The sequence below is a fragment of the Streptomyces aurantiacus genome (assembly GCF_027107535.1).
GTDB lineage: Bacteria > Actinomycetota > Actinomycetes > Streptomycetales > Streptomycetaceae > Streptomyces.
This window is the reverse complement of sequence record NZ_CP114283.1, coordinates 5,405,703-5,427,539: the sequence shown is the minus strand read 5'-3', so window position 1 is coordinate 5,427,539 and position 21,837 is coordinate 5,405,703. Positions and strand designations below refer to the sequence as shown.

The following is a 21,837-nucleotide window of genomic DNA, read 5'->3' as shown; positions in this document are numbered from 1 at the left end:
ACCCGCTGCCGGGCAACGCCTTCTTCTTCATGGGGCCCGTGGCCGGCTTCACCGCCGATCGTCCTCGCATGCTCCCTGCACTACCGAAAGGCACGTGTGTGCCCACTGCACCCCGTGATCCGCACCGGCCCGTCGCGCACCTGCGCCCGCCCGGCAACTGGATCAACGACCCCAACGGGCTGGTCTTCCACGACGGCCACTACCACGTCAGTTACCAGTACAACCCGCACGGAGCCGACCACGCGAACATGCACTGGGGCCACTTCCGCAGCCCCGACCTGCTCAGCTGGGAGCCGCTGCCGATAGCCCTGTCCCCAACCCCGGGTGGCGTGGACGCCGACGGCTGCTTCTCCGGCAACGCCGTCTCCGACGGCGACCGAATGGTCGCCTTCTACTCCGCCCACCGCCAGGAGCGCCCACAGCACCAGCCGGTCACCTGCGCCACCTCCCACGACGGCGGCCGCACCTTCCGCCCGCGCGGAGAACTCCTCGTGCCCGAGCCGCCCGAGGGCTGCACCATGTTCCGGGACCCGTACGTCTGGCGGCACGGCGACGGCTGGCGCATGCTTGTCGGCGCCGCCTTCGCCGACGGCCGTGGCGCGGCCCTGCTCTACCACTCGCCCGACCTGGAGACCTGGACCTACCAGGGCCCGTTCGACGCCCGCGAGCCGGAACCCGTCGGCAGCACCGGACTGCACACCGGCGAGGGCTGGGAATGCCCCCAGTACCTGCCTGCGGCCCACGGGCCCGGGGCGCTCATCCTCAGTGCGTGGAACGACGACGACAGCCCCCGGTGCGTCGCCGCTCTGCTCGGTGCGGAGAACGGCGACGTGTTCGAGGCAGGCCCGCCCGTCCTCGTCGACCACGGACCGGACTGCTACGCGCCCGCGCTGCTACGGGCACCGGGCGACAGATGGCTGCTGTGGGGCTGGTCCGGCGAAGCCCGCGACGAAGCCTGGGCCGTCGCCGACGGATGGGCGGGCCTGCTCACCCTGCCCCGAGAGATCTCCGTGGACGGCGGCGGGTCGCTGCGCCAGCAACCCGCGAGCGAACTGCTCACGCTGCGCGGCGAGCGCACCGTCCACGCCGCAGGCCGGACACACACCGATCCGGTGGGCCTCGGCAACGTGGGCCGCTCCTTCGACCTGACGGCCCGCCTGGAGCCGACATCGAACGCCGGTCTGCGCCTGCTGACCACCCCGGACGGCTCCGAGTACCTCGACATCCGCATCGATGCCGACGCGGGCGAACTTGTCGTCGACCGCGACCACGCCTCCCTGGATCCTCGGGCCCGAGGCGGCTCCTATCGCATGCCGTGCCCCCTCGACGGCCCCCTCGACCTGCGCGTGATCGTCGACCATTCCATCGCCGAAGTCTTCCTGACCACCACCGGCCAGGTGCTCACCCTGCGCTTCTACCCAACAGGCGAAGGCCCGTGGCGACTTGAGGCCCGCGGCGGTCCCGACGCGCACTTCGGCTACGAGGTCGACGCCTGGCGGCTGCACCCACTTGTGATCAAGGAGTCGGCCAGCGGCGCCGCCCCGTCAGATCCGTTGCCGTGAAGCCGGCTCTCCTCAGGACCCCACGCCCTCAGACAGGCGTAACACCCACCCTCACCCCCGCACGACTTACGGAGGCACCAGCCATGATCGTCGGAAACCGCAGACCCCGCCGGACAGCCTCTACGGCTCTGGCACTTGTTCTGCCGCTGGCGGCACTGGCTGCCTGCGGCGGTGGAGGCGGCAACACCGCCACGTCCTCCGGCGGCAGCGGCAAGGGCACCATCACCGTCTGGGCCCATCAGGGCCAGGCCAGCGAGGACGCCGCGGTGCAGAACGCGGTGAAGTCCTTCAACTCCTCCCAGGACAAGATCAAGGTCAAGCTGACGCTGATCCCCGGCGACGACTACACCAAGACCGTCACCGCCACCGACGCCTCCAAGCTTCCGGACGTCATGGAGATGGACGGCCCCACCGTCGCCAACTTCGTCTGGAACAAGAAGCTCTCGGCGATCTCCCCCTACGTCTCGGCCAAGACGGTCGCCAACGCCACCGACGCCATCAAGGCCGAGGGCACCGTCGGAGGCAAGGTGTACGCACTGGGCATGTACGACTCCGGGCTCGGCATGTACGGCAACAAGAAGCTGCTGGACGCCGCCGGGGTGAAATACCCCACCGGCCTGTCGGACGCCTGGACGGCGGACGAGTTCAACGCCGCGCTGAAGAAGCTGGCCGCCAAGGACTCCGACGGCAAGCCCCTCGACCTGTCGGAGAGCGGCGGCTACGCCAACGAGGCCGGCACCTACCTCTTCTCACCCGTCGTCTTCTCGGCCGGCGGCGCACTGATCAAGAACGGCAAGTCCGAGGGCGTGCTCGACACCCCGGCCGTGGTGTCCGCGATGAAGACCTTCCAGTCCTGGAAGACCTACGTCGACCCCAACACCGACCAGAACGCCTTCGTCAAGGGCCGTGTCGCCCTCAGCTGGAGCGGCCACTGGGCCTACCCCGCCGACAGCAAGGCCCTTGGCAAGGACCTCGTGGCCCTGCCGCTGCCCGACTTCGGCAACGGCCCCAAGACCGGCCAGGGCTCATGGACCTGGGGAATCGGCGCCGCCACCAAGAACGGCAAAGCCGCGGGCGCCTTCCTCGACTACCTCCTCAACGACACCAACGTCGCCGCGATGACCACGGCCAACGGTGCCCCTCCCGGCACCAAGTCGGCGCTCGCCAAGAACACCCTCTACACGCAGGGCGGCCCGCTTCAGCTCTTCGCCGACCAGCTCGCCAAGCCGTGCGGCGACAGTGACATCACCAAGTCCTGTGTCGCCGTCACCCGCCCGGTCACGGCCGGATACCCCACGGTCACCGCCAAGTTCAGCACTGCCGTGAACGACATCTACGGCGGCGCCGACCCGAAGACCGCCCTGGCCAAGGCCGCTCGCGCCATCGACCAGGACTTCTCCGACAACAGCGGCTACAAGATCCCGTAGAACACGTATCGGCCGGGGCGGGCACGCGGACAGCCGTGCCCGCCCCGGCCGGGAAGGAGGACCGACCCGTGAAAACCGTGGAACCCACGCCCGCCGCGCCCTCGGGCCACGACAAGGCCCCACCGGTGACCTCCGTGAAGTCGCCGCGGCCGGCGCGCAAGAGCCGCGAATGGGCGACCGGGCTGCTCATGTCCGCGCCTGCCCTCGGCGGGCTGATCGCCTTCGTCGGAGTGCCGTTCGTCTACGCGATCGTGCTCTCCTTCTACAACGTCCGCCTCGGCTCCCCGCTGCCGCCGACCTTCTTCGGCCTGGAGCAGTACCGGCGCATCTTCACCGACCCCGACATGTCCGGCCCCTTCCTGCGGGCTGTGCTGAACAACCTCACCTTCGCCGTGGTCGTCGTCCCCGTGCAGACCGGCCTCGCGCTGGCCCTGGCGATCCTGCTCAACCGCAAGCTCAAGGCCATCGGCCTGTTCAGGTCCCTGTTCTTCATGCCGGTCGTCTTCCCCATGGCCCTGGTCGCCGTCATCTGGCGGCTCATCCTCGCCCGCAGCGACCAGGGCCTGCTCAACTCAGCCCTGCACGCGATCAGTTTCGGCAACTGGGGCGCCTTCGACTGGCTCGGCGACAGCCTCACCGCCATGGCCTCCGTCATTGTCCTGTCCGTCTGGCAGGGCGTCGGCTTCCAGATGGTCATCCTGCTCGCCGGCCTCCAGCAGATCCCCACCGAACTCTACGAGGCCTCCCAGCTCGACCGCGCCGGCCGCTGGCAGCAGTTCCGCCACGTCACCCTGCCCGGCATCCGCCCCACCCTCGTCTTCGTCGCGATGCTCACCTCGGTGCTGGCCTTCCGCGTCTTCGACCAGGTCTACGTCCTCATCAACGGCGGCGGCCTGGACGAGGACGCCACTCGCACCGTGATGTACCAGGCGGTCACCACCGCCTTCAACCAGAACAACGTCGGCCAGGGGGCCGCGATCACGGTCGTCTTCTTCCTGATCGTCGTCGTTCTGACCCTCATCCAGCGCCGCGTCGTCCGGCCCGGCACCGAGGACTGATCATGACCCGCACACCCCTGCGCCGCTTCGTCGACTACGCTGTCCTGAGCGTGCTGGCGTTCATCTTCGCGCTGCCCGTCCTGTACCTGATCCTGGGCAGTTTCAAGCCCTCCGACCAGGTCCTGAGCGGCCTGACCGGCTTCCTGCCCACCCACTTGTCCTTCGACAACTACCGTGCCGTCCTGGACGGCTTCGACTCCGATGCCACTGGCTACTTCTGGCGGTTCATGGGCATCTCGGTGCTCCTGTCCACCGTCGTGGTCCTGGGCGGGCTGATCGTCAACTCGATGGCCGCCTACGGTTTGACCCGGTTGAAGTGGCGCGGCCAGAACGCCGTCTTCTCTGTGGTTCTGCTGCTGATGCTGGTCCCGTTCGAAGCGGTGGCGGTGCCGCTGTTCTACATGTTCAACGACCAGCGCAACACCATCTACATCCAGGCCATCCCCTTCATCGCCAACGCCTTCTCCCTGTACCAGTTCTCCACCTTCTTCCGTGCCATTCCGCCCAGCATCGAGGAAGCCGCCCGCATCGACGGCGCCGGCCCCTGGCGCACCTTCTTCGCGATCATCGTCCCCATGAGCAAGCCGGCGTTCGCCTCGGTGGCGATCCTGACCTTCCTCACCCAGTGGGGCTCCTACCTCTGGCCGGTCCTGATGGTCTCCGACCCCTCGGTGCGCCCACTCCCACTGGAGATGGGTGTCTTCTCCGTTCAGCAGCCCGTCGACTGGGGGCAGATTCTTGCCTTCGGCGTGCTGCTCGTCCTGCCCGTCCTCATCGTCTTCGTGTTCTTCCAGCGGTGGTTCATCCAGGGCGTCGCCAGCTCCGCCGTCAAGGGCTGAGCCGGCGTCCTGGATCGTTCGCGCCGGACCCCGGGCCGTCGGCACCCACGAGCACAGGTGACTTCATCCGTCCTCTCCTGCACGTCGCGCTGGGCCGGCACGAGGCCGGTGGTTGTGAAGGCTGCGGCACGAAGGCGGGCAGGAACTGGGCTGGTTGATGACCGGCCGGGCCACGACCCGCCGCTTGGCGTCGCCCACCCGTCCACGGTCCCGCCGTCGGTGATTTCGTTCGGCCGGATGGTTCGGTGACTTCTCCTCAGCGCAGTTGCTGGGCCAGACCGACGATGATCCCCTCTGGGCCGCGGACGTAGCACAGCAGATAGCTGTCCTCGAACCGGGCCATCTCGCCGACGAGTTCGGCGCCGTGAGGGCGCAGGCGGGCGACGGTGTCCTCGATGTCGTCGACGGCGAACATGACGCGGTGCGTGCCCAGAATGTTGTGCGGCCGGTGGCGCGATCCGGCGCTGATGGCCGCGGGGGTGCGGTACTTCGCCAGCTCGAGCCGGCTGAGACCGTCCGGGGTCCGGACCATCGCGATGTCACAGCGCACTCCGTCGAGTCCGGTGCACTGGTCGGCGACGGGGCCCTCGACCTGCGTCCTGCCCTCCAGCTCCATACCGAGTTCCACGAAGAACGCGACGGCGGCATCCAGGTCCTCGACGACGATGCCGACGTTGTCCATCCGCTGAATCGCCATGATGGCTTCTCCTTCTTCCTCGTGCGGCCGGTGGTGGCCGCTGCTGCCCCTGGGACGGAGCCGGTGGCACGGTTTCGACATTCCCGACCGCCGAACTCCGAAAAACTTGGTTCGCACCTCTGCACCGCTACAGCGGACCGCGAGTCGGACGCCACCACCGAGGACGAGCGCGCCGCAGGTGGACGCTCGTACGGAAACGATCAGTCGCAGCGTATCGCCCGCGCTTCCCATGCCTTCTCCTGGTCACACCGCCGGAGACGGGACAGGAAAGGGTCTGTCGACTTGCCCCGCCGTTGGACGTGTGGGTGAACCGATCGACGTGGCGACCACCGCCCGCTACCGGCAGCTCCTGGCCGGCACATGCCGAGTCCTCGGCGGGCTCGCGCTCTTCGGCAGCGGGCCGCGCCGAGGGCTGGGCGGTACGGCCGCGATCCGCGTGGCCTTGTGCAGTGCGGGGCCCGGACAGAGCGGACCCCGCACTGGTGGGTGCTTACGGCGTCTCGAGCACCGTTCCCGTCAGCACCGGCCTGTCGGGCAGCGGCTTGGCGTTGCGGTCGGTCAGTGCGAGGCGCATCGACTCGGCCGGCTCGGCCACCTGATCCCGCACGGTCGGCACGACGAAGTCCACGCTGGTGCTCCCTGGCGGGATGTTCACCCACACCCACAGGTGCGCGTCGGACAGCGGCCGCTCGGGGTCGGGCACGTCACCGGACGACTCCTCCAGCCACTGCGCATCCACGTCCTTGGTGGACAGCTCGGCGCCCTCGGTGACCGGAAGGACCCGGACCGGCTCATAGAGGTCCACCGTTGTGGGCGCGTCCAGGGACAGCCGCCAGGTCAGCGTTTCGCCCTCGGTCACGCGGTCCGCGACCGGCGACAGGGTGACCACCGGTTCAGGGTCGTCGTTCTGGACGGTGAGCCCGCCCCGGTACTTGCCGATGACGGCGTTGTGGACGGCCTTGACGGCAATGTCGTGCTCCACGTCGTCGCCGTAGGACGTGTCGCCCTTCACCTCGACCGGAACGTCGATCGCGTCGCTGCCGGGCTGTACGGTCACGAGGCGGTCCTCGGCGCGGCCGCTGTCCGGGTCGAGGACGTACACGCGGACCTGCCCGCTGCCGTGCCCGGAGGTCTCGACCGGGATCCGGTAGGTGCGGGTGCCCGAATCGCCCTCCTTGACGATCGTGCGCCCCACGTCGACACGCGGTAGTGCGGCCGCCTCCACCGCGGACGTGCCGGGCGCCCAGCCCCAGGCGTCCATCAGCCAGGCCCGCCCGGACTGCGAACGGGGTGTCAGCTCAAGGGACTTGACATGCTTGAGATCGAGCCCCGCCCGCGTCGCGGCCGACAGTGGGACGCGAAGCTCCTGGGCCCAGTAGGAGGCGGTGTTCGCGGAGCCCGGGAGGCCGTCCACCTGGACCGAGCCCAGCGTCACCCGGCGGTTGGAGGAGTCGGTGACGGCCACGTCGAGCTTCGTGCCGGTCGTGTTCGGCGGTACGAAGACCCGCAGCGCGAGCTTCGGGGAGCCGCGGAGGGAGAGCGGCTCGGGCGGAGTGATGCGCGCGGCCGCGCCTGGGGCAGACCACTTCAGGTCCACCGCGCTGCGGCCGGCCTCCCGGCCCGTTTCCCACTCCGCGAAGTGCGGTGACGATCCAGATGTCTCCGGATCCAGACAGGCCACGGCCGGGTCCGGGTCGATCGCCGAACACAGCCGGGCGCCCGTCACCTTCGCCCCGCCGTCCGGCAGGAAACCACCGCGGCGGTGGCCGCCGACCGCGTGGGTGAGCACCCGGGCCGGGTCCGCGGACGGGGCCCGCTTGCCGGAACCGTCGAGCAGCGGACGCACCCGGTCGTCCCCGGCGAGGAAGAGCCGGGCCGCGGCGGCGATGTACGTGGCGCCCGCCTTGTGCTGCTGGGCGGCGGTCAGCCGGGTCGCGGCACCCGGCTTGCACACCGGGTCCGGCTGCTCCGGGTCGGTCCAGAAGTCGTCCCTGGCCGGTGCGACGGCCTCACCCGGGGTCCACTCGCTGTTGAAGTAGTTGTGGTTGGCGCCGACCATGTAGACCGCGCTGTGCAGTGCCGTGCCCCGGCTGATCCCGCGCGTCCCGTCGACGAAGTCCTCGCCCTGCAGGTCGGAGACGTCGCCGTCGCAGCCCGGCAGCAGCGTCACGGACGGCACGTCGGCGACGGGATTCCGGCCATAAGCCGTCGGTCCGATGAGCACAGTCCCGCGCACCTTCCAGCGCACCGGGCCCCGGTAGCCGTCCTCGGCGGCCGGCGGTGCGTAGAGGCTGTCCATGGCGGCCCGGTTGACGCCCTCACCACCGCGCGAGTGGCCGACGAGCAGGACCTGGGAGAGGTCCGCCTTCGCCGCCTCGCGGACGACGGCCGGGGCGGAGGAACGATGGGTGGTCCAGTCGGCCCAGCGTGCGAGGTGCTGCCGTACCAGCGAGGAACGCGCCTGTGCGCCGGCGTCCTCGGCCTCCTGGTCCTGGGCGTTGATGCCGTTCGCCGAGATCGACACCGTCACATAGCCCTGGGAGGCCAGCAGTTGCTGGTCGCGCAGATAGCCCTTGTGGCTCGGGATCGGCTTGTAGCCGTCCGCGCAGGGCCAGTCGCCGGTCACGTCGTTCTCGGAGCCCGGCTTGTAGCAGGGGTGGTGGCGGCCGTGCAGGAACAGCGCGAGCGGCCGGCTGCCGGTGGCACCCTTCGGAGCCACCACCTCGGCGGTCATTTCCACCGGGGCGTCGAACCCGGGCAGGCGGACCGGGTCGAGGTCGTACTCCCCGGTGACCGTGCGGTACGAGCCGGGTCTGCCCGGATCCACTCCGTTCGCCGGCGCCTGCGCGGGCAGCCGTACCCCACGCGTGCCGGACTCGTGCGTGTCATCGGCCATCACGTCCAGCCGACGCCCCGCGGCCGTCACTTGAAGACCCGTCAGCTGCTTGGGCCGCGTCTCCCCGAGGTCGAGACGGAAGGTCCGCCCGTCCTTCCCCGCCTTCGGCACCCCGAGCAGCCGGTCCCCTGCACGGAATTCGACCCGCGCATCCCCCATGGGCACGGTCTTGGGTGCACGCCAGACCAGCTCCGGCGCCCCGCCCTTCCCGTCGATCCGCCACCCCGGGGGAAGCGAGTTCTCGTCCGTCGCGCTCAACGGTCCTACTTCGTGGGGCTGTTCAGCCTGGGCCAGTCCGGGCGAGCCCGCCAAGGCCGCCAGCACCGCCACGGCGGTCACACATATTCGCCGGGCATGGATCAATGGTTCTCTCCTCAAAACCCTGTGCGCAGGCGTCCCGTCGGTTCCAGGCGTCTCTCGCGTCACTTAGGACGAGGGAGGGGCGTCTGGGGGTTGACTGTGGGGAGATGCCGACAGCGGGCGAGTGATGTGATCAAGCCACTGGAGCTGCGGGGCCCAGCGGATCACCGGCGGCTCAACTATGGGACAGGCATGGGCAGAAGGCCCTGTCGGCCGTGCAGGGCGAGGACGACCGGCTCATGCGGCGGGGCTCGCGGCTCGAGAGGGCCGGCTGTGACATGACGCTGTGGTTGGGGTGGGCGCCTGTGCTCGACGGGTGCGCCGGACAAAGGTGCCGCACCGGCGCTCGGCTGAGAAGGTCCGCATCATCCTGGCGTGTGCCGGCGGCATGTCAAACGCGGGTGTCGCCCGGCTCGTGGGTGTCCAGGCCGAGGCGGTCGGCGAGTGGCGTCGGGCTTTCGCGGCGGAGCGGAGGGCTGGGCTTGAGGACGCCGGCTGGATTGGCCGGCCGAAGGCGGGACGAACCAGCCGGCTGCCATGGGCCTCGGCGTGGACAGGTCGACCGTGGACCGCTGGCGGGCCCTGGAGGGTGGGGGGAGGTAGTCGCGGATCGTTCGGTGCTGTGCTCGTTCCGTCTCAAGCAACCTTCGCGAACGCTAAACGGTCTCGCTGGGTGCCCGGGCCGGGGCAGTGCCCTTGCCGACGGGTCGGCATATGGGCAGAAGACGCCTTGCCGAGTACCTGAGCGAGGGTGGAGATGAGGAATCTGAACACCACGGTGACGTGGGTGGACGCACGCGACAGACTGCCTCGGAGCGGTACACCGGTGGCAGCAGCGACCACAGGCCGGTACCCGGCCGACAGCATCGCTGAGGCCGATGCGGCGTTGGGTGAGGAATTCTGGCTGGTACGGCCGATGTACTTCACGACTCGGCACTGGAGCGAGGACGGGGCAGAACACAGAGACTGCTTCGTCGACTCCGACGGAATCGTCCATTCGCCCTACGGTCATACCAGTGCCGAAACCGTGACTCACTGGGCGGAGCTGCCCACCCTGCCAGGCAGGACGGCGCACGCGGTGCTCGGAAAGAACGTGCAGACAGCTCTCCAGAACGCGTGGGGCCTTCCTCCCATTACCTGACCCACAGCCTGCTGGGACACTTTGCGCGTGTGCCCGCATAGCCGATCGGCCCAACTTGCGCTGCGACCGCGTAGTTCGCCGGGTTTGTTCAGCCTGCGGTTTTGAGGGGGCGTCCGCCCCGGCGGATGCCCTTCTCGCTTCGGACGCGGGCGCGTTCCGGGCACTGGCGTTACGCCAGTGCGGGCAGGCGTGCAGGCCCCGGGTCTGCACGGTGTGGTTGGCGTGGTGGGAGTTGGCGATGGTGAACTGCCTGAGCGGTCCGAAGTGGGCCTCGATCGGGTTGGCCGCGGTCCAGGACCTCCTCGGTCCGGTCCAGTTTCGCCTCACGGTCGGGGTCGGGCGAGCAGGCAGCGACGGGCACGCCGGGTTCGCGGGGCAGCTCGGCGAAACCCACCGGTGGCGACACCACCGGGGCGCCCCTGCGCTGGAAGCCGATTCGGCCGCTGCCCGGCCGGGAGTCTTCCCGCCAGGACGCGTGGCCAGTGGCGTCCTGGAAGGCGGACTGGACAGCCAGACCTGCGTCGGCTCGCTCTCAGCCGACCACTCCTGCTTCAGCAGCCGGCGTTCTGGCAGTTGCAGGCCGTCGGTGATTTGGCGGACACCGCGCCCGGTGGGGGTTCCTCCGGAACCCTGCGATGACTGGACGTTCCGTGACAGGTCGGTCCGTGTCAGACGGCGGCGATGCCTTCCATGCCGGACTCGTCGAAGGCGGGCAGGCCCTTGGCCGTGGTCACCTTGGTGAGGGCGCCGTTGGTCTCGACGCGGAAGCCGTCGACGGTGCCGGAGACGGCGTTCTGGACGTAGACGAACTTCTCGTCCTCCGTCACGGCGAGGTCGATGACGCCTTGCGAGTTGGCGGAGGGCGGGGCGGCGATGCCCACCTCGTTGGTCAGAGCCAGCTTGCCGTGCTTGTCCATGCGATATCCGGTGACGGTGGAGTTGCCGGTGTTGCCGCCGTAGAAGTAGTTGCCCGCGCGCTCCAGCCAGCACAGCGTCTCCTGGCCGTTGGCCAGCGGCTTCTGAAGAACCTTCAGCCGACCGTCGCGCCTCACCTTGTACGTGGTGACGGTGGACTTCTCGGCCTCTGCGACCAGCATCCGCTTCCCGGTCCTGTCGAAGCTGATCGCGAACGGGACGCCGCCCGCCGACTTGTTGACGACAGGTTCGGCGACGGCCGGCAGGCCGTTGCGCTTCATCGGGAAGACCTCGACAGTGTTGCTGCCCTTGGTGGTGACCATCAGCGTGCGTCCGTCCGGGGCGAATTCGACCTCACCGGGTGAGGTGTCGAAGCGCGGGATGTCCTCGTTGTCCAGGCCCAGCGAACGGTGGGACCCCGGCAGTGGCTTGAGCCCCCCGCCAGTGATCTTGAAGCCTTGGATGCTGCCCTCGCCACCCGCGTTCATGACATACGCGACCTTGCCGTGTACCGCGAAGCCGGCCGGGAACTGGCCGCCGGAGTCCACGACGCGCCGGTCCTTCAGCTGCTGCCCGTCGACGCGGAAGGACGTCACCGTGCCGCTGCCCGCGTTGACGGCCAGCAGCATGCCTGAAGCGTCGTCGTAGACGAGTGAGCCCTGAGACGCCAGGGAGTCGGTGGGCGCGTCGACCTGGTCGCCGCCCTGGCCGCCGGTCGCGTAGGTCCCCGAAGGGCTCAGCTTGCCGTCGTCGCCTCGTGCGAACACATGGATGGTGTTGCCGTCCAGCTCGTTGCCCTGGACGAATACGGCGTGGTCGGCCCCGGCGGAGCTCCCGGAGTACTGGCTCGCCGAGGCCAGGGAGACGGCCACGGTGGCCGCTCCGGCAATGGCCAGGGCCCCGCCGCCGATCACGATGCGCCGTGTCCGGGACTTCACCCGGTGACCGCTCCGTACACCAACGGGCTGGTCCAAGCGGCGGTGACCCCTGTGGCTGCTGTGCATGTTCACGTGTCGTTCCTCTGCGTCGGCGCGGTGCGGTCCACGGCTGCGGACGGCATCAGAGTGGGCCGCGGGAGCAGTGTTGCGATACGAAACGGTGGCCGTGTCAGACTCTCGTAAGACAGTCCCGGCGGCGGAGCGACAGAGCTTCCTGTCTGCGGCAGGCAACGAAACACGCGGCTCCCGGCCCTCCTTGGCGCGGCACGAGCACTCAGGCGCCCGGCAAGTCCTGGCCCCTCGCATCACCGAGTCACTCGGCCTGAGAACGGCAAATGTCTTACGGACTCCTTACGCGACCGGGTCTGATGACCTCAGGCCCCTACGCTCATGGGCATGTTGACCATCCGAAGCATGGCCATTGTGACCGCCGCCCCGCTGGTTTTGGCCGCAGCGGGCATCGCGCATCCGCATGGGCTGTCCAGGTCGACGGCCTCAGACTGGACACAACTGCACATCGCACTGTTGCCGTTGTTTCCACTGCTCACGGTCGGCCTCTTGGTGCCGTTGTGGCATCGGCCCCGAGTCGGTCTGTCTGGCTTTGCCACCGTGGTGGCGTGGGTGGGTTCCTTCGTCTACGCGGTCTTCTACACCGGCCTCGACGCGGTCGCCGGTATCTCGGCCGGAACCGCGGTCGAGCACTCCGGCGGGACAGCGAGCCTTGGGCCGGTCAAGCGCCCGCTCTACGACACGGGTGAAGCGCTGGGGCAGGCCGGTGCGTACGCCCTCATCGGCGCCATCGCGGCCGCCGCGGTCGCGCTGTTCCCGAAGTACGGCGCCCGCATACTTCCCGGCACGGCAGTGCTTCTCGCAGCCGGCTGGTCCTTCGTCGACAGCCACATCTTCTGGCCACGCGGCGTATGGACGATGCTCGGCTTCGCTCTGGGCTTCGCGCTGCTTGTCTGGGGGACTGGCAAAAGCGCCCCCAGCGGAGTGCTTCCTCGCCGCCCAGCGGGCGACCACGAGACTGGAGAGTGACCATAGGCCGGGGTCGAGCAGATGGGTTCCTTGAGCGGAGTCCACGTCTGCCGCCACGTGCTCGTGCGCGGCGTGGTTCTCTCCAGACGCTCTATTCACCCGACCGAGATCATCAGGCACGATTCGCAACGTGAAGGTTCCGCTCTCCCACCGAACCGGCCCGTTGCAGTCGACTCGTCGCCTGCAACGGGCGCAGTTTCAGGGCGTCCAGGGTGGGGTCGGTCTCGAACGTCGATGCGGCGGAGTGCCGGTCCGGGCAGGGAGGCTGTCCAGCTACGGGGCGCTGCCCATCTCCGCGGTGAAGACGACGGGGTCGCTGTCGAATCCTCGGATCATCTCGTGATAGTCCCATGCCGCGGAGGCGTCCCGGGTGAACTCCGCGACCGTTGTGGCAGTGGATGCGAAGACCCGCGCGAAGTCGTCCTGCAGCAGTTCCTCGTACCCCTCGACAACCAGCACACCGGCGTTGGTCAGGTCGCTGAATGTCTTGCGGCCCCTGTTCTGGTGGATCACCACGCCCACGACCACCCGTACGAACGAGCGAGCGAGACGATCAAGCTCCAGGGTCATTACTTCGACATAGCCGAAGCCCTGACCGGTCTGGCTGTGCCGGTTCATGTTGATGGTGCCGTCCGGTGAGCGGCTGTCGAAATGGACGGTGTACACCGGTTCCCCGTAAGGGGCGTCCGCCGCGTAGGTCGCGGCGATGATATCAAGGTGGTGCGGTGGCTGATTCCAGGGACTCGGGTCCCACTTGAGCCGTACCTCGACCTTTTTCACACCCTGTTTGCCGCTGTTCACCGGATGACTGCCTCTCGCCTGTCACGTTGCCACGGGATGGTCCCCGTATGGTCAAGTATGGCTCCGGGGCATCCTGTTGAAGCCTCGGACCGCAGCTCGAGTGAGGGCCCGAAAGGCGGCCGTGTACTGGACCTCAGCGTCTGACGCGTCGTCGGCCCCGCCGTGCGCGGCCTGTCGTGCGAGAAGGCCACGCTGATCGGGGCGAGGGAAATGCGGTAGGTGAGAAGCGTTGCCCGGAGTGGATCGCTGCAGCTGTGCTCAACCTCGGAGTTCGGTGAGGAAGTCCACGAGCGCCGCATTCACCTCCGCTGGCCGCTCCTGCTGCGTCCAGTGCCCGCACCCCTCGAGCTTGACCGGCTCGCGCCTGAGATTGGGCATCAAGCCCGGGAGTGCTGCGATGAGTTCAGGTGTGTTCGGGAACGCAGGCACCGGATCCCTGTCCCCGTACACATACAGCGCGGGCACGCTCACGACCGCCCCATGCCAAGCGGCCGTCAGCTCCCAGTTCCGGTCGATGTTGCGATACCAGTTGAGCGCGCCGGTGAAGCCCTTGGAGAAGCTGTCGATGAGGACGTCCAGGTCGGCCTCGGTGAACCATTCCGGCAGAACCTCAGGATCGGGCATCGTCTCCAGCCACCCCCGCCCGGGTTCGACCAGCGGCTGCTTCCCCTCACCCGCGTCGGGGGCGTCGCCGGAGACCGAGTAGAAGAACTTTCGCAGAGTCATGCGCGGGTCCTTTGCGAACTCCGCGTCCGCGACGCCAGGTTGATTGAAGTAGTTCCAGTAGAACTTGCCGTCGAACATTGTTTCCATGGCGGCGAGCGGAGGCTCCGCCCCTCGGAACGGCGGCGGTACGCTGAGCCCGGCCACCCCCAGCACCACATCCGGCCGCAGCAGTGCGGTGTGCCAGGCGACGGGCGCGCCCCAGTCGTGACCGACGACGTACGCCTTCTCCTCACCCAGCGCATGGATCAGCCCGACGACGTCACCGACCAGGTGGAGAATGCTGTACGCGTCCACGTCGTCGGGGTGGTCACTGCTGCCGTATCCCCGCTGGTCGGGGGCGACCACACGGAAGCCGGCGGCGGCCAGTGGGCCGAATTGGTGGTGCCAGGAGTGCCATGCCTCCGGGAAGCCGTGCAGGAGGACGACGAGAGGGCCTTCGCCCTCCTCCGCGATGTGTAGCCGGATCCCGTTCGCGTCGATCATTCGATGCTCAACCATGTGCAATAGCATACGGTCCATGAACTTCGAGTAGAGGTGAGGCGGCCCCGCCGGCGGCATGTACGCGAAAGCCGCACATTCAGTGTCTGCGCTGATCGCCAGGTCCTCGAGAGAATGTTTGCAGTAGCCGGATCGCCCTTGACGCCTCGTTCGTCTCCGCTTGGCCGGACGGTGGTGCGGAGTGAGGGCATAGTTCAGCGCCAACAGAGGATTCTGGCCGGTCGCCCGGACCGGCACCGACTCGACCGACCGAGGTGGCGGCCGTCAGGCCAAGGGCCTGCGGGTGGCCGCCCTGGACCCAAGCTCCGTCGGTGCTCACCCTTCCGAACCGCGAACGCCACCGCCAGGTCCTGCAAGGCGGCTGGGTGTAGAGCGGGACAGGCGACCACCGGCTACCGCCGTGGGCGCCCGCACGTTGCTGTCGGCCGAGTTCGGTGGGGGCCCGGGGGCCTGCAGAACTCAGCTTGTGCTCAACCTCCGGCGACTGATCGGACGACAGGCGGTCGGCGCGCACCGGGGCACTTGACGTGAGGGCGGTGGGGGAGTGGACGGTCGTGCTCGCGGTGAGGCAGGAGGCCGTGCTGCTGTTGTGGAGAACGCCGCTGCGGCGGGGATTTCGGGTGAGCCCGAAAGTGAGTGCGGGGCTGCTGGGGCTCCTGCACCCTGAGGCGACCGAACTCCGTTGTACGTGTGAGGTGTTAGAGGTGTGAAGGAGTGCAGGTCCTGCGCCGGATCCGGCAAGCCAAGGCCGAGGAGTGGGGGCGACACCCCGGCATCGAAGTGACGAAACATCCGGCACTGGGTGCGGGCGTACAACGGCCGGTCGGAGCAAGGTGCCAGTGGGCGCCGAGCGGAAGGCGTTGCCCCGTCCGGCGCCGGCTCGGCAGCTGCCCGCTGTCAGAGGGGTGAGCAGGTCGACGGCACCGGCACCGGTAGGTGGCAGGCCGTCGCACCGGCCACACGTGACAGGCGAGCCGGCATCAAGCTGAAAGACGGACGACACGACCGCTGACATGCGCTCCGGAGCAAGGGACGTGCCTGCGGCTTCGTACAAGTACCGCGCTACACATACCGAAATTCCTATGCCGGGCGCCTGCGCATGCCAGGCCGGCGGCGAAACGAGGAACCATGAACGTCACGATCCACGAGCGCGACACCTGGGGCAAGTACGTGACGGAGGCCAGACGGGCACACGCCTCCGCACCTCCCGAATGGTCACCGCGGGATTGGAAGCCGGAGAAGGGGGTGTTCATCCACTATCTCGGAGGTGGGAGCACCAGCGACCTGGAGACGGAGGAGGATTGCCAGAATGCGATCGCGGACGTCTACGAGGACCACTGGCCCAAATACTTCGGCGACATCGGCTACAACTTTCTCGTCTGTCCGCACGGCATCATCTACCAGGGGCGCGGATACGAACGCGGTGAAGCCAACGCGGGCGGCGCGGCGCCCATCGAGGATGTGGGTCGCAACACCGGGTTCTATTCGATCGTGGGGCTCATTCGCTCCAACGACGTGGTGAACGAAACCATGCTGCGCACCATCAGGGACCTCATCGATCACCTGCGCACCGAGGCCCCGCGGAAGACCGGTGGGATGATCTTCCCCCACTCCTACGGGTACGACACCGCCTGCCCCGGGGATCTTGGTATGTACGCGCGCCCGGGATCCACCATCGATCCCTCCGCGCCGTGGACGGGGGTCGGCGGCGACATCCACGTGTATCGGACCCAGAAATGGGTGAACAAAACCTACGGTGACAAGCCCGGATTCATCGCGTGCCCAGAGAACGGGCGTATCGCCTGGTCCACGGTACTGACGCTCACCCAGGCTCTCCAGCATGAACTCGGTATCTCTCCCCTGGTCCAGAACTTCGGCCCGGGCACGTTCGAAGCCGTGAAGAGCCGCGGGAAGATGCCCGCCGATGAAAAGAACGAGAACCTGATCCGCCTCTACAACGGCGTCCTGTGGTGCAAGGGCTACTGGGCCTCCATCCACCCGGATCAGTGGACGTCCGACTCCGAGGACTGCATCGAGCAGGTCTACGACGACTTGGGCGTGACGTACGCGAGCGGTGCGGTGGTCTACAAGATGTGGCCGCACGTCCTGAAAGCACTGCTGCGCATGGACCAGTTCCGCCTCGTACCCGGCGGTGACAAGAATGTCCGCACCATCCAGCAGCGGCTGAACTCCCGCTATGTCGCGGGTATCGGGATTCCCGCGATGGGGCTCGTGCCCTGCGACGGCATCTATTCCCGCGATGTCCAGCAGGGCCTCATGATGGGCATCCAGTACGAGACCGGCATAGCCGCGAGTGCCATCAACGGATATTTCGGGCCCGGCACACAGGCCGCGCTCAAGGGGAAGGGATCGGCCACCCTCACGGGGGATCTGCGGTACCTGTTCCGCGCCGCCTGCTACGTCAACTCGCCCACGTACAGGGCGGAGGGCGAGGTGAAATACCTCGCGGCGGACATCGGCATCGACGCCCAGACCGGCACCCACCTTGGATGGCTGCAAGCATTCCAGGCGTTCTCCCAGATACCCGTCACGGGCCACAACGACTACACCACCTGGGCTCAGCTCCTCGTGTCGTCCGGTGACACCACGCGGGATGCCACCGGTTGCGACTGCATCACCGAGATCACCCTGCAGCGTGGGCGGTTGCTGAAGGCCAATGGCTATCACATCGTCGGTCGCTATCTGGACGAGCATCTCAGCCCTGGCGACGAGGACTACCGAGGCAAGGCTCTCAAGCCCGGGGAGCCGCAGCGGATTCTGGACGCCGGTCTGAGATTCTTCCCCATCTTCCAGTACGACGGCACCCAACTCGCCAACTTCACTTACGACAAGGGCTACGACCAGGGGAAGAAGGCACACCAGAAAGCCGCCGAGCATGGCATCGGCGCCGGGACATGCATCTACTTCGGAGTCGACTACGACGCGACGGACGAGGAGATCGTCAGCCACATCGCGCCCTACTTCACAGGCGTCAAGGCCGGTCTCGCCGAACTGGGAGGCCGGTACGTCTTCGGTGTCTACGGCTCCCGAAACGTTTGCACCCGTGTATCGAAGGGTGTTGGCGCCCGCTGGTCGTTCGTCTCCGGCATGTCCTGGGGTTTCTCAGGGAACCTGGGTTTCCCGCTGCCGGAGAACTGGTCGTTCAACCAGATCCTCGAGTACGAGTTCCAGTCGGGCTGGGGACTGGACCACAACATCTGGCGCGAGGGAAGCGACCCAGGTGTGTCCGTTGTAGGCCAAGGCGAGTGAGGACCCACCCATGATTTCCAGACGCAGTCTCCTGAGTGCCGCTGCCGGCACAGGCCTTCTTGCTGTGGCATCCAGTGCCCTGGCCACCCCCGCGTCAGCCGACGCCGCCGCCGTGCCCACGGGTCAGTGGGACCGTGAACTCTCCGCCAACGGCTGGCGGATCGATCCCGACGCCATCGCGGTCCACCGCGTCGAGGGGACCTCCAGGTCGGTCTCCCTGCACCAGGGTGACGCCGCGGCGGTACTGCTGCACGTCGCACGCCGCTGGCACTACGAGATCGGCGCCGTCGACTCGGGCGAGGGCGGTGGCATGACCGCCCACACAGCCCGCCGTGCCGTCCGAGCCGACTTCGAGTCCAACCATCTCTCCGGCACCGCCATCGCCCTCCACCCCAGGGCCTATCCACTGGCCGGCAGCGAAGGCCTGTGGCCGCATCACGAGCAGATCGTGCGGGACATCCTCGCCGACTGCGAGGGAACCGTCGTCTGGGGCGGCGACCTGGCCCCCGTGAAGGCCTCACACTTCCACATCGCTGTCCGCCCCGGTGACAAGACCCTGGCCCGGGTCGCCGCCAGACTGGACACCAGCAAACCCACCCTGTACCGGGCGCAGACCGCCGGCACGGTGGCCGACCCCGCAGCACCGGCACGCCGCGTCAAGGCCCGCCGCCTCCAGCGCGCCCAGACCGACTGAACCACGACCTCGGCAGTCGGCGCCCACCCCCTGCTGCTGGGCAGCGGTCCGCAGCTGCTCGAGGCCGGTGGCGGAGGAGCCGGTGGCCGGCCCGGCGCCCGGCCGACGACTTCGTGGCCGGACCGGCCTGATCCGTCAGGAGTGGTGCTCACGCCGGCCTGGCGGGGAGAGCGGCGAGGAATTCGCGGACGTGGCGGAGCCAGGTCGCTCGGTCAGCCGTGTTCAGGACATGAGCGGCGCCGGGCAGTTCGATCAGCCTGGCGCCCGGGATGCCGGCCGCCAGGCGGTACGAACTTTCGGGCAGCACCAGCCGGTCGCCGGTCGGCGCCACCACCAGGGTCGGTGCGGACACCTTCGGCAGGTCGGTCCGGACGTCAACGCGGGAGACCAGGTCGAAGTGGTCCAACATGCCCGGCGGCATCGCGGCCAGGGTCTGGGAGACGGCTGCGTCGAGGTCGGCCGGTTCGAGGTCCGCCAGGTCCGCGCGGGACATGCAGGACACGAGGGCGAGTCGTGCCAGGTCGTTCCACTGGCCCGCGGCCGCCAGGGACTTGAACAGCTGGGCGGCGAGCGCCAGGACGGGGTCTGCGGTAGGGAAGCCGGCGGTGAGGATGAGGGCCCGGACACGGGTGGGGTGCCGTGTGGCGATCCGGACGGCCACGGCGCTGCCGAGGGACTCTCCGAGGACGGCGAACGAGTCCTGGCCGGCTGCGACGGCGGCCGCGACCAGGCGATCGGCGAGGTCGTCCAGGGCCAAGGGCTCGATGGCTCTGGGAGAGGCACCCGCTCCGGGGTAGTGCGGCCCGACGAGGGTGTGGTCCTGGGCGAGATCGTCGAGGGCGAGGCCGAAGTTCGCCTCAATGCCGCCGCCGGCGCCGTGGGCCAGCAGAAGCGCGGGGCCGCGCCCCTGTACAAGGACGTCGAGCTCAGGACTGGGAAGCGCGTGATCAACGGTCATGCCGCCGACGTTAAACTCCGACATCAGTGTCAGAGTCAAGTGGCGGCGTGGGCAAGCGGAACGGGAACGGGGCGAGCGGCATGCGTATGAAGGAGATGGTGCAGCGCACCAGGGTCCATGAGCGGCTGCTTCGCTACTACGAGCAGCAAGGACTGCTGACGCCCGAGCGACTGCCCAGCGGCTACCGCGTCTACAACGAGTCGGACGTCGAGACGGTGCGCCGCATTCGCTGTCTGCTGGCGGCAGGCCTTCCGACCGCTCTGATCGCCCAGGTCCTGCCGTGCATCCGGTCGGACGACGAGCGTCTCGTCCCCACCTGTCCAGACCTGCTCGCCCAACTGCGCCGGGAGGGCGAGCGAATCACCCGCGCCATCGAGGATCTACAGGCGTCCCACGCGATCCTCGACAGCATCATCGCCGCCGCGCCCCCTGAGGGAGCCGGGACGGGAAGGCCGCCTCAGCCGGGCGTCGCCGAGGCGAGTTGAGGCCGGTGGGGTGGTGCGCAGGGCCCGGGCGGTGGAGCCCAGGCAGGGCCCTGCGCACCGCCATCGTCTGGAGAACAGCGAAGCAGAACGTGTCCGTTACGAGCCGGGAAGGTGCCGGCGGTGTTCGCTTGTGTCTTGCTCATGACACTGCCGGTCCTGATCCTGTACGTAGCGGGCCGCTGTCGACTGGCGGCGCCCGCCGCCGGGTTCGGTACGCAGGCCGCGATGAAGCCTCTCCACCACTCGAGGAGTCCGCATGGCAACACCGATCAACCGTCGCACCATTCTGGCCGCCGGCACGGGCGCCGCCGCCGGCCTGTCCCTGCCCGGCGTCGCCGCGTATGCCGACGGCCATGCAGCCACCAGCGTGAGATTCACCTTGAACGCCCAGGTGCTCGACGGTGGCGAACAGGTCACCTCGATCACCCTCAACACCACGCGGCTCGGCCCGATCGACCCGGCCAGTCTGACCACCGGCACCTTCACCGTGCACGCCAAGGCCACCAGCCCGATCCCCATCGCCGTCGGCGACGCCATCTTCAGTGAGTACGACCTCGACCGCACGGTGACCGCCGTCCGGCTCGACCACCGCGGCAATATCGTCCTCGACCTGAGCCATGCCGAAGGCCAGATCGGCGGCAGCACTCTCGGCTACATCGCGGGCAGGGGTCGCAACGTCATGCTCGACCTCGCCTACACCATCACCCAGCACGCCCCGATCGCCTTACGCGATCACCGATCGATCACCATCAAGAACTTCGTGCAGGGCCGTCGTCTGTCGGACCCCGAGGTCGACGCGTTCAGCTCCCATGTCTCCGGGTCGGGAATGAAGTACCGGCTGTACTCGCCTACCGGCTCCCGCTCCTCCCGACGAGGCAAGCACCCGCTGATCGTCTGGCTGCACGGCGGAGGTGAGGGCGCCTCACTCCCCGACAACTACTACGACAACGAGACCACGCTACGAGCCAACCGGGGCGCCCTGGGCTTCGCCACCCCCCAGGCGCAACGCATCTTCAACGGCGCCTACGTCCTCGCCCCGCAGAGCACCTCCGCCTGGATGCAGGACGGCCCCCGCTTTGCTCCACGCATTCGCGAGATCATCGGCGATGTCGCGCGCAGGAACCGTATCGACCACGACCGGATCTACGTCGTCGGCTGCAGCAACGGCGGTTACATGAGCATGAAGATGACCACCGTTTATCCCACCCTGTTCGCTGCTTCCGTGCCGATCTGCGGCGTTGTCACGTCGTTCCCGCCCGGCGGTGCACCGCTGATCCCCGACGCCGAGCTGGCGAGGATCACGACCCCAAGTTGGCTCGTCGCCTCCCGCGACGACACAACTGTGGATCCACAGGCCAACACCGCCCACGCGCACGACCTCATCCCAGGCTCACTGATGACGCTCTACGACCACGTCACCTGGAACGGTCACCAGTTCGCCGGCCACTGGTCGTGGATCTACGTCGCCCGCAATGACCCCAGTACCAACGGAACGCACATCTGGCAGTGGATGGCCGCCCAGCACCGGCATTGA

16 protein-coding genes and 1 pseudogene are annotated in these 21,837 nt (G+C 68.3%); 10 read left to right on the top strand and 7 right to left on the bottom strand.

The window, feature by feature from the left end:
- The first annotated feature begins 98 nt into the window (after window positions 1-98).
- The 4 genes from O1Q96_RS26230 to O1Q96_RS26215 all read left to right on the top strand — a co-directional run bounded on the left by O1Q96_RS26230 (window position 99) and on the right by O1Q96_RS26215 (window position 4,886).
- Window positions 99-1,562 (top strand): glycoside hydrolase family 32 protein, encoded by a 1,464-nt coding sequence (locus O1Q96_RS26230; protein ID WP_269250480.1) that lies wholly within the window; start codon window positions 99-101, stop codon window positions 1,560-1,562.
- An 83-nt stretch (window positions 1,563-1,645) separates the two neighbouring features.
- On the top strand, window positions 1,646-2,989 hold the full coding sequence (locus tag O1Q96_RS26225) for an ABC transporter substrate-binding protein (RefSeq protein ID WP_269250479.1): 1,344 nt from the start codon (window positions 1,646-1,648) through the stop codon (window positions 2,987-2,989).
- Window positions 2,990-3,057: 68 nt separating this feature from the next.
- The gene (locus O1Q96_RS26220) at window positions 3,058-4,047 is read left to right on the top strand and encodes a carbohydrate ABC transporter permease (RefSeq protein ID WP_269250478.1); all 990 of its coding nucleotides are present in this window, start codon (window positions 3,058-3,060) and stop codon (window positions 4,045-4,047) included.
- A 2-nt stretch (window positions 4,048-4,049) separates the two neighbouring features.
- Window positions 4,050-4,886: a carbohydrate ABC transporter permease gene (locus O1Q96_RS26215; RefSeq protein WP_269250477.1), complete on the top strand. Its 837-nt coding sequence runs from the start codon at window positions 4,050-4,052 to the stop codon at window positions 4,884-4,886.
- 256 nt (window positions 4,887-5,142) lie between these two features.
- Here the strand turns inward: O1Q96_RS26215 and O1Q96_RS26210 are convergent, their stop codons facing one another.
- Window positions 5,143-5,583 carry a VOC family protein gene (locus O1Q96_RS26210; RefSeq protein ID WP_269250476.1) on the bottom strand — a complete coding sequence of 147 codons (441 nt, stop codon included), beginning with the start codon at window positions 5,581-5,583 and terminating at the stop codon, window positions 5,143-5,145.
- Window positions 5,584-6,073: 490 nt separating this feature from the next.
- Window positions 6,074-8,842 carry an alpha/beta hydrolase gene (locus O1Q96_RS26205; protein ID WP_419586950.1) on the bottom strand — a complete coding sequence of 923 codons (2,769 nt, stop codon included), beginning with the start codon at window positions 8,840-8,842 and terminating at the stop codon, window positions 6,074-6,076.
- A 754-nt stretch (window positions 8,843-9,596) separates the two neighbouring features.
- Here O1Q96_RS26205 and O1Q96_RS26200 point away from each other — a divergent pair.
- A complete protein-coding gene (locus O1Q96_RS26200; protein WP_269250475.1) occupies window positions 9,597-9,980 on the top strand; it encodes an AQJ64_40280 family protein in 384 nt (127 codons plus the stop codon).
- A gap of 88 nt (window positions 9,981-10,068) precedes the next feature.
- Here the strand turns inward: O1Q96_RS26200 and O1Q96_RS26195 are convergent.
- Both O1Q96_RS26195 and O1Q96_RS26190 read right to left on the bottom strand, forming a co-directional pair.
- Window positions 10,069-10,277: pseudogene (locus tag O1Q96_RS26195) on the bottom strand (IS630 family transposase); the annotation flags it as partial.
- Window positions 10,278-10,648: 371 nt separating this feature from the next.
- Entirely contained in the window at window positions 10,649-11,833 is a 1,185-nt protein-coding gene (locus tag O1Q96_RS26190; RefSeq protein ID WP_269250474.1) for a lactonase family protein, read from the bottom strand.
- A 414-nt stretch (window positions 11,834-12,247) separates the two neighbouring features.
- Between O1Q96_RS26190 and O1Q96_RS26185 the strand changes: the two genes are divergently transcribed.
- Complete coding sequence (locus O1Q96_RS26185; protein WP_269250473.1) at window positions 12,248-12,871, top strand: hypothetical protein; 624 nt, start codon at window positions 12,248-12,250, stop codon at window positions 12,869-12,871.
- Between the two features lie 273 nt (window positions 12,872-13,144).
- On the opposite strand, the gene O1Q96_RS26180 is transcribed toward O1Q96_RS26185, so the two are convergent.
- Together O1Q96_RS26180 and O1Q96_RS26175 are read right to left on the bottom strand one after the other, a co-directional pair.
- The gene (locus O1Q96_RS26180) at window positions 13,145-13,672 is read right to left on the bottom strand and encodes a TerD family protein (RefSeq protein WP_269250472.1); all 528 of its coding nucleotides are present in this window, start codon (window positions 13,670-13,672) and stop codon (window positions 13,145-13,147) included.
- Between the two features lie 258 nt (window positions 13,673-13,930).
- Complete coding sequence (locus tag O1Q96_RS26175) at window positions 13,931-14,896, bottom strand: alpha/beta fold hydrolase (protein ID WP_269250471.1); 966 nt, start codon at window positions 14,894-14,896, stop codon at window positions 13,931-13,933.
- A gap of 1,128 nt (window positions 14,897-16,024) precedes the next feature.
- Between O1Q96_RS26175 and O1Q96_RS26170 the strand changes: the two genes are divergently transcribed.
- Together O1Q96_RS26170 and O1Q96_RS26165 are read left to right on the top strand one after the other, a co-directional pair.
- Window positions 16,025-18,166 carry a glycoside hydrolase domain-containing protein gene (locus O1Q96_RS26170; RefSeq protein ID WP_269250470.1) on the top strand — a complete coding sequence of 714 codons (2,142 nt, stop codon included), beginning with the start codon at window positions 16,025-16,027 and terminating at the stop codon, window positions 18,164-18,166.
- Window positions 18,167-18,230: 64 nt separating this feature from the next.
- The gene (locus tag O1Q96_RS26165) at window positions 18,231-18,860 is read left to right on the top strand and encodes a hypothetical protein (protein WP_269250469.1); all 630 of its coding nucleotides are present in this window, start codon (window positions 18,231-18,233) and stop codon (window positions 18,858-18,860) included.
- Window positions 18,861-19,008: 148 nt separating this feature from the next.
- On the opposite strand, the gene O1Q96_RS26160 is transcribed toward O1Q96_RS26165, so the two are convergent.
- Window positions 19,009-19,818 (bottom strand): alpha/beta fold hydrolase, encoded by an 810-nt coding sequence (locus tag O1Q96_RS26160; RefSeq protein WP_269250468.1) that lies wholly within the window; start codon window positions 19,816-19,818, stop codon window positions 19,009-19,011.
- 80 nt (window positions 19,819-19,898) lie between these two features.
- Here O1Q96_RS26160 and O1Q96_RS26155 point away from each other — a divergent pair, with 80 nt between their 5' ends.
- Window positions 19,899-20,303 (top strand): MerR family transcriptional regulator, encoded by a 405-nt coding sequence (locus O1Q96_RS26155; protein ID WP_269253725.1) that lies wholly within the window; start codon window positions 19,899-19,901, stop codon window positions 20,301-20,303.
- Between the two features lie 256 nt (window positions 20,304-20,559).
- Window positions 20,560-21,837, top strand: coding sequence for a prolyl oligopeptidase family serine peptidase (locus tag O1Q96_RS26150; protein ID WP_269250467.1), 1,278 nt, complete (start codon window positions 20,560-20,562; stop codon window positions 21,835-21,837).

Excerpts from the sequence above, each read along its gene's own strand:
- O1Q96_RS26225 (WP_269250479.1), top strand. The coding sequence starts at position 1,646 with ATGATCGTCGGAAACCGCAGACCCCGCCGGACAGCCTCTACGGCTCTG.
- O1Q96_RS26155 (WP_269253725.1), top strand. The coding sequence starts at position 19,899 with ATGCGTATGAAGGAGATGGTGCAGCGCACCAGGGTCCATGAGCGGCTG.
- O1Q96_RS26175 (WP_269250471.1), bottom strand. The coding sequence starts at position 14,896 with ATGGTTGAGCATCGAATGATCGACGCGAACGGGATCCGGCTACACATC.
- O1Q96_RS26215 (WP_269250477.1), top strand. The coding sequence starts at position 4,050 with ATGACCCGCACACCCCTGCGCCGCTTCGTCGACTACGCTGTCCTGAGC.
- O1Q96_RS26200 (WP_269250475.1), top strand. The coding sequence starts at position 9,597 with ATGAGGAATCTGAACACCACGGTGACGTGGGTGGACGCACGCGACAGA.
- O1Q96_RS26185 (WP_269250473.1), top strand. The coding sequence starts at position 12,248 with ATGGCCATTGTGACCGCCGCCCCGCTGGTTTTGGCCGCAGCGGGCATC.
- O1Q96_RS26170 (WP_269250470.1), top strand. The coding sequence starts at position 16,025 with ATGAACGTCACGATCCACGAGCGCGACACCTGGGGCAAGTACGTGACG.
- O1Q96_RS26150 (WP_269250467.1), top strand. The coding sequence starts at position 20,560 with ATGGCAACACCGATCAACCGTCGCACCATTCTGGCCGCCGGCACGGGC.
- O1Q96_RS26160 (WP_269250468.1), bottom strand. The coding sequence starts at position 19,818 with ATGACCGTTGATCACGCGCTTCCCAGTCCTGAGCTCGACGTCCTTGTA.
- O1Q96_RS26210 (WP_269250476.1), bottom strand. The coding sequence starts at position 5,583 with ATGGCGATTCAGCGGATGGACAACGTCGGCATCGTCGTCGAGGACCTG.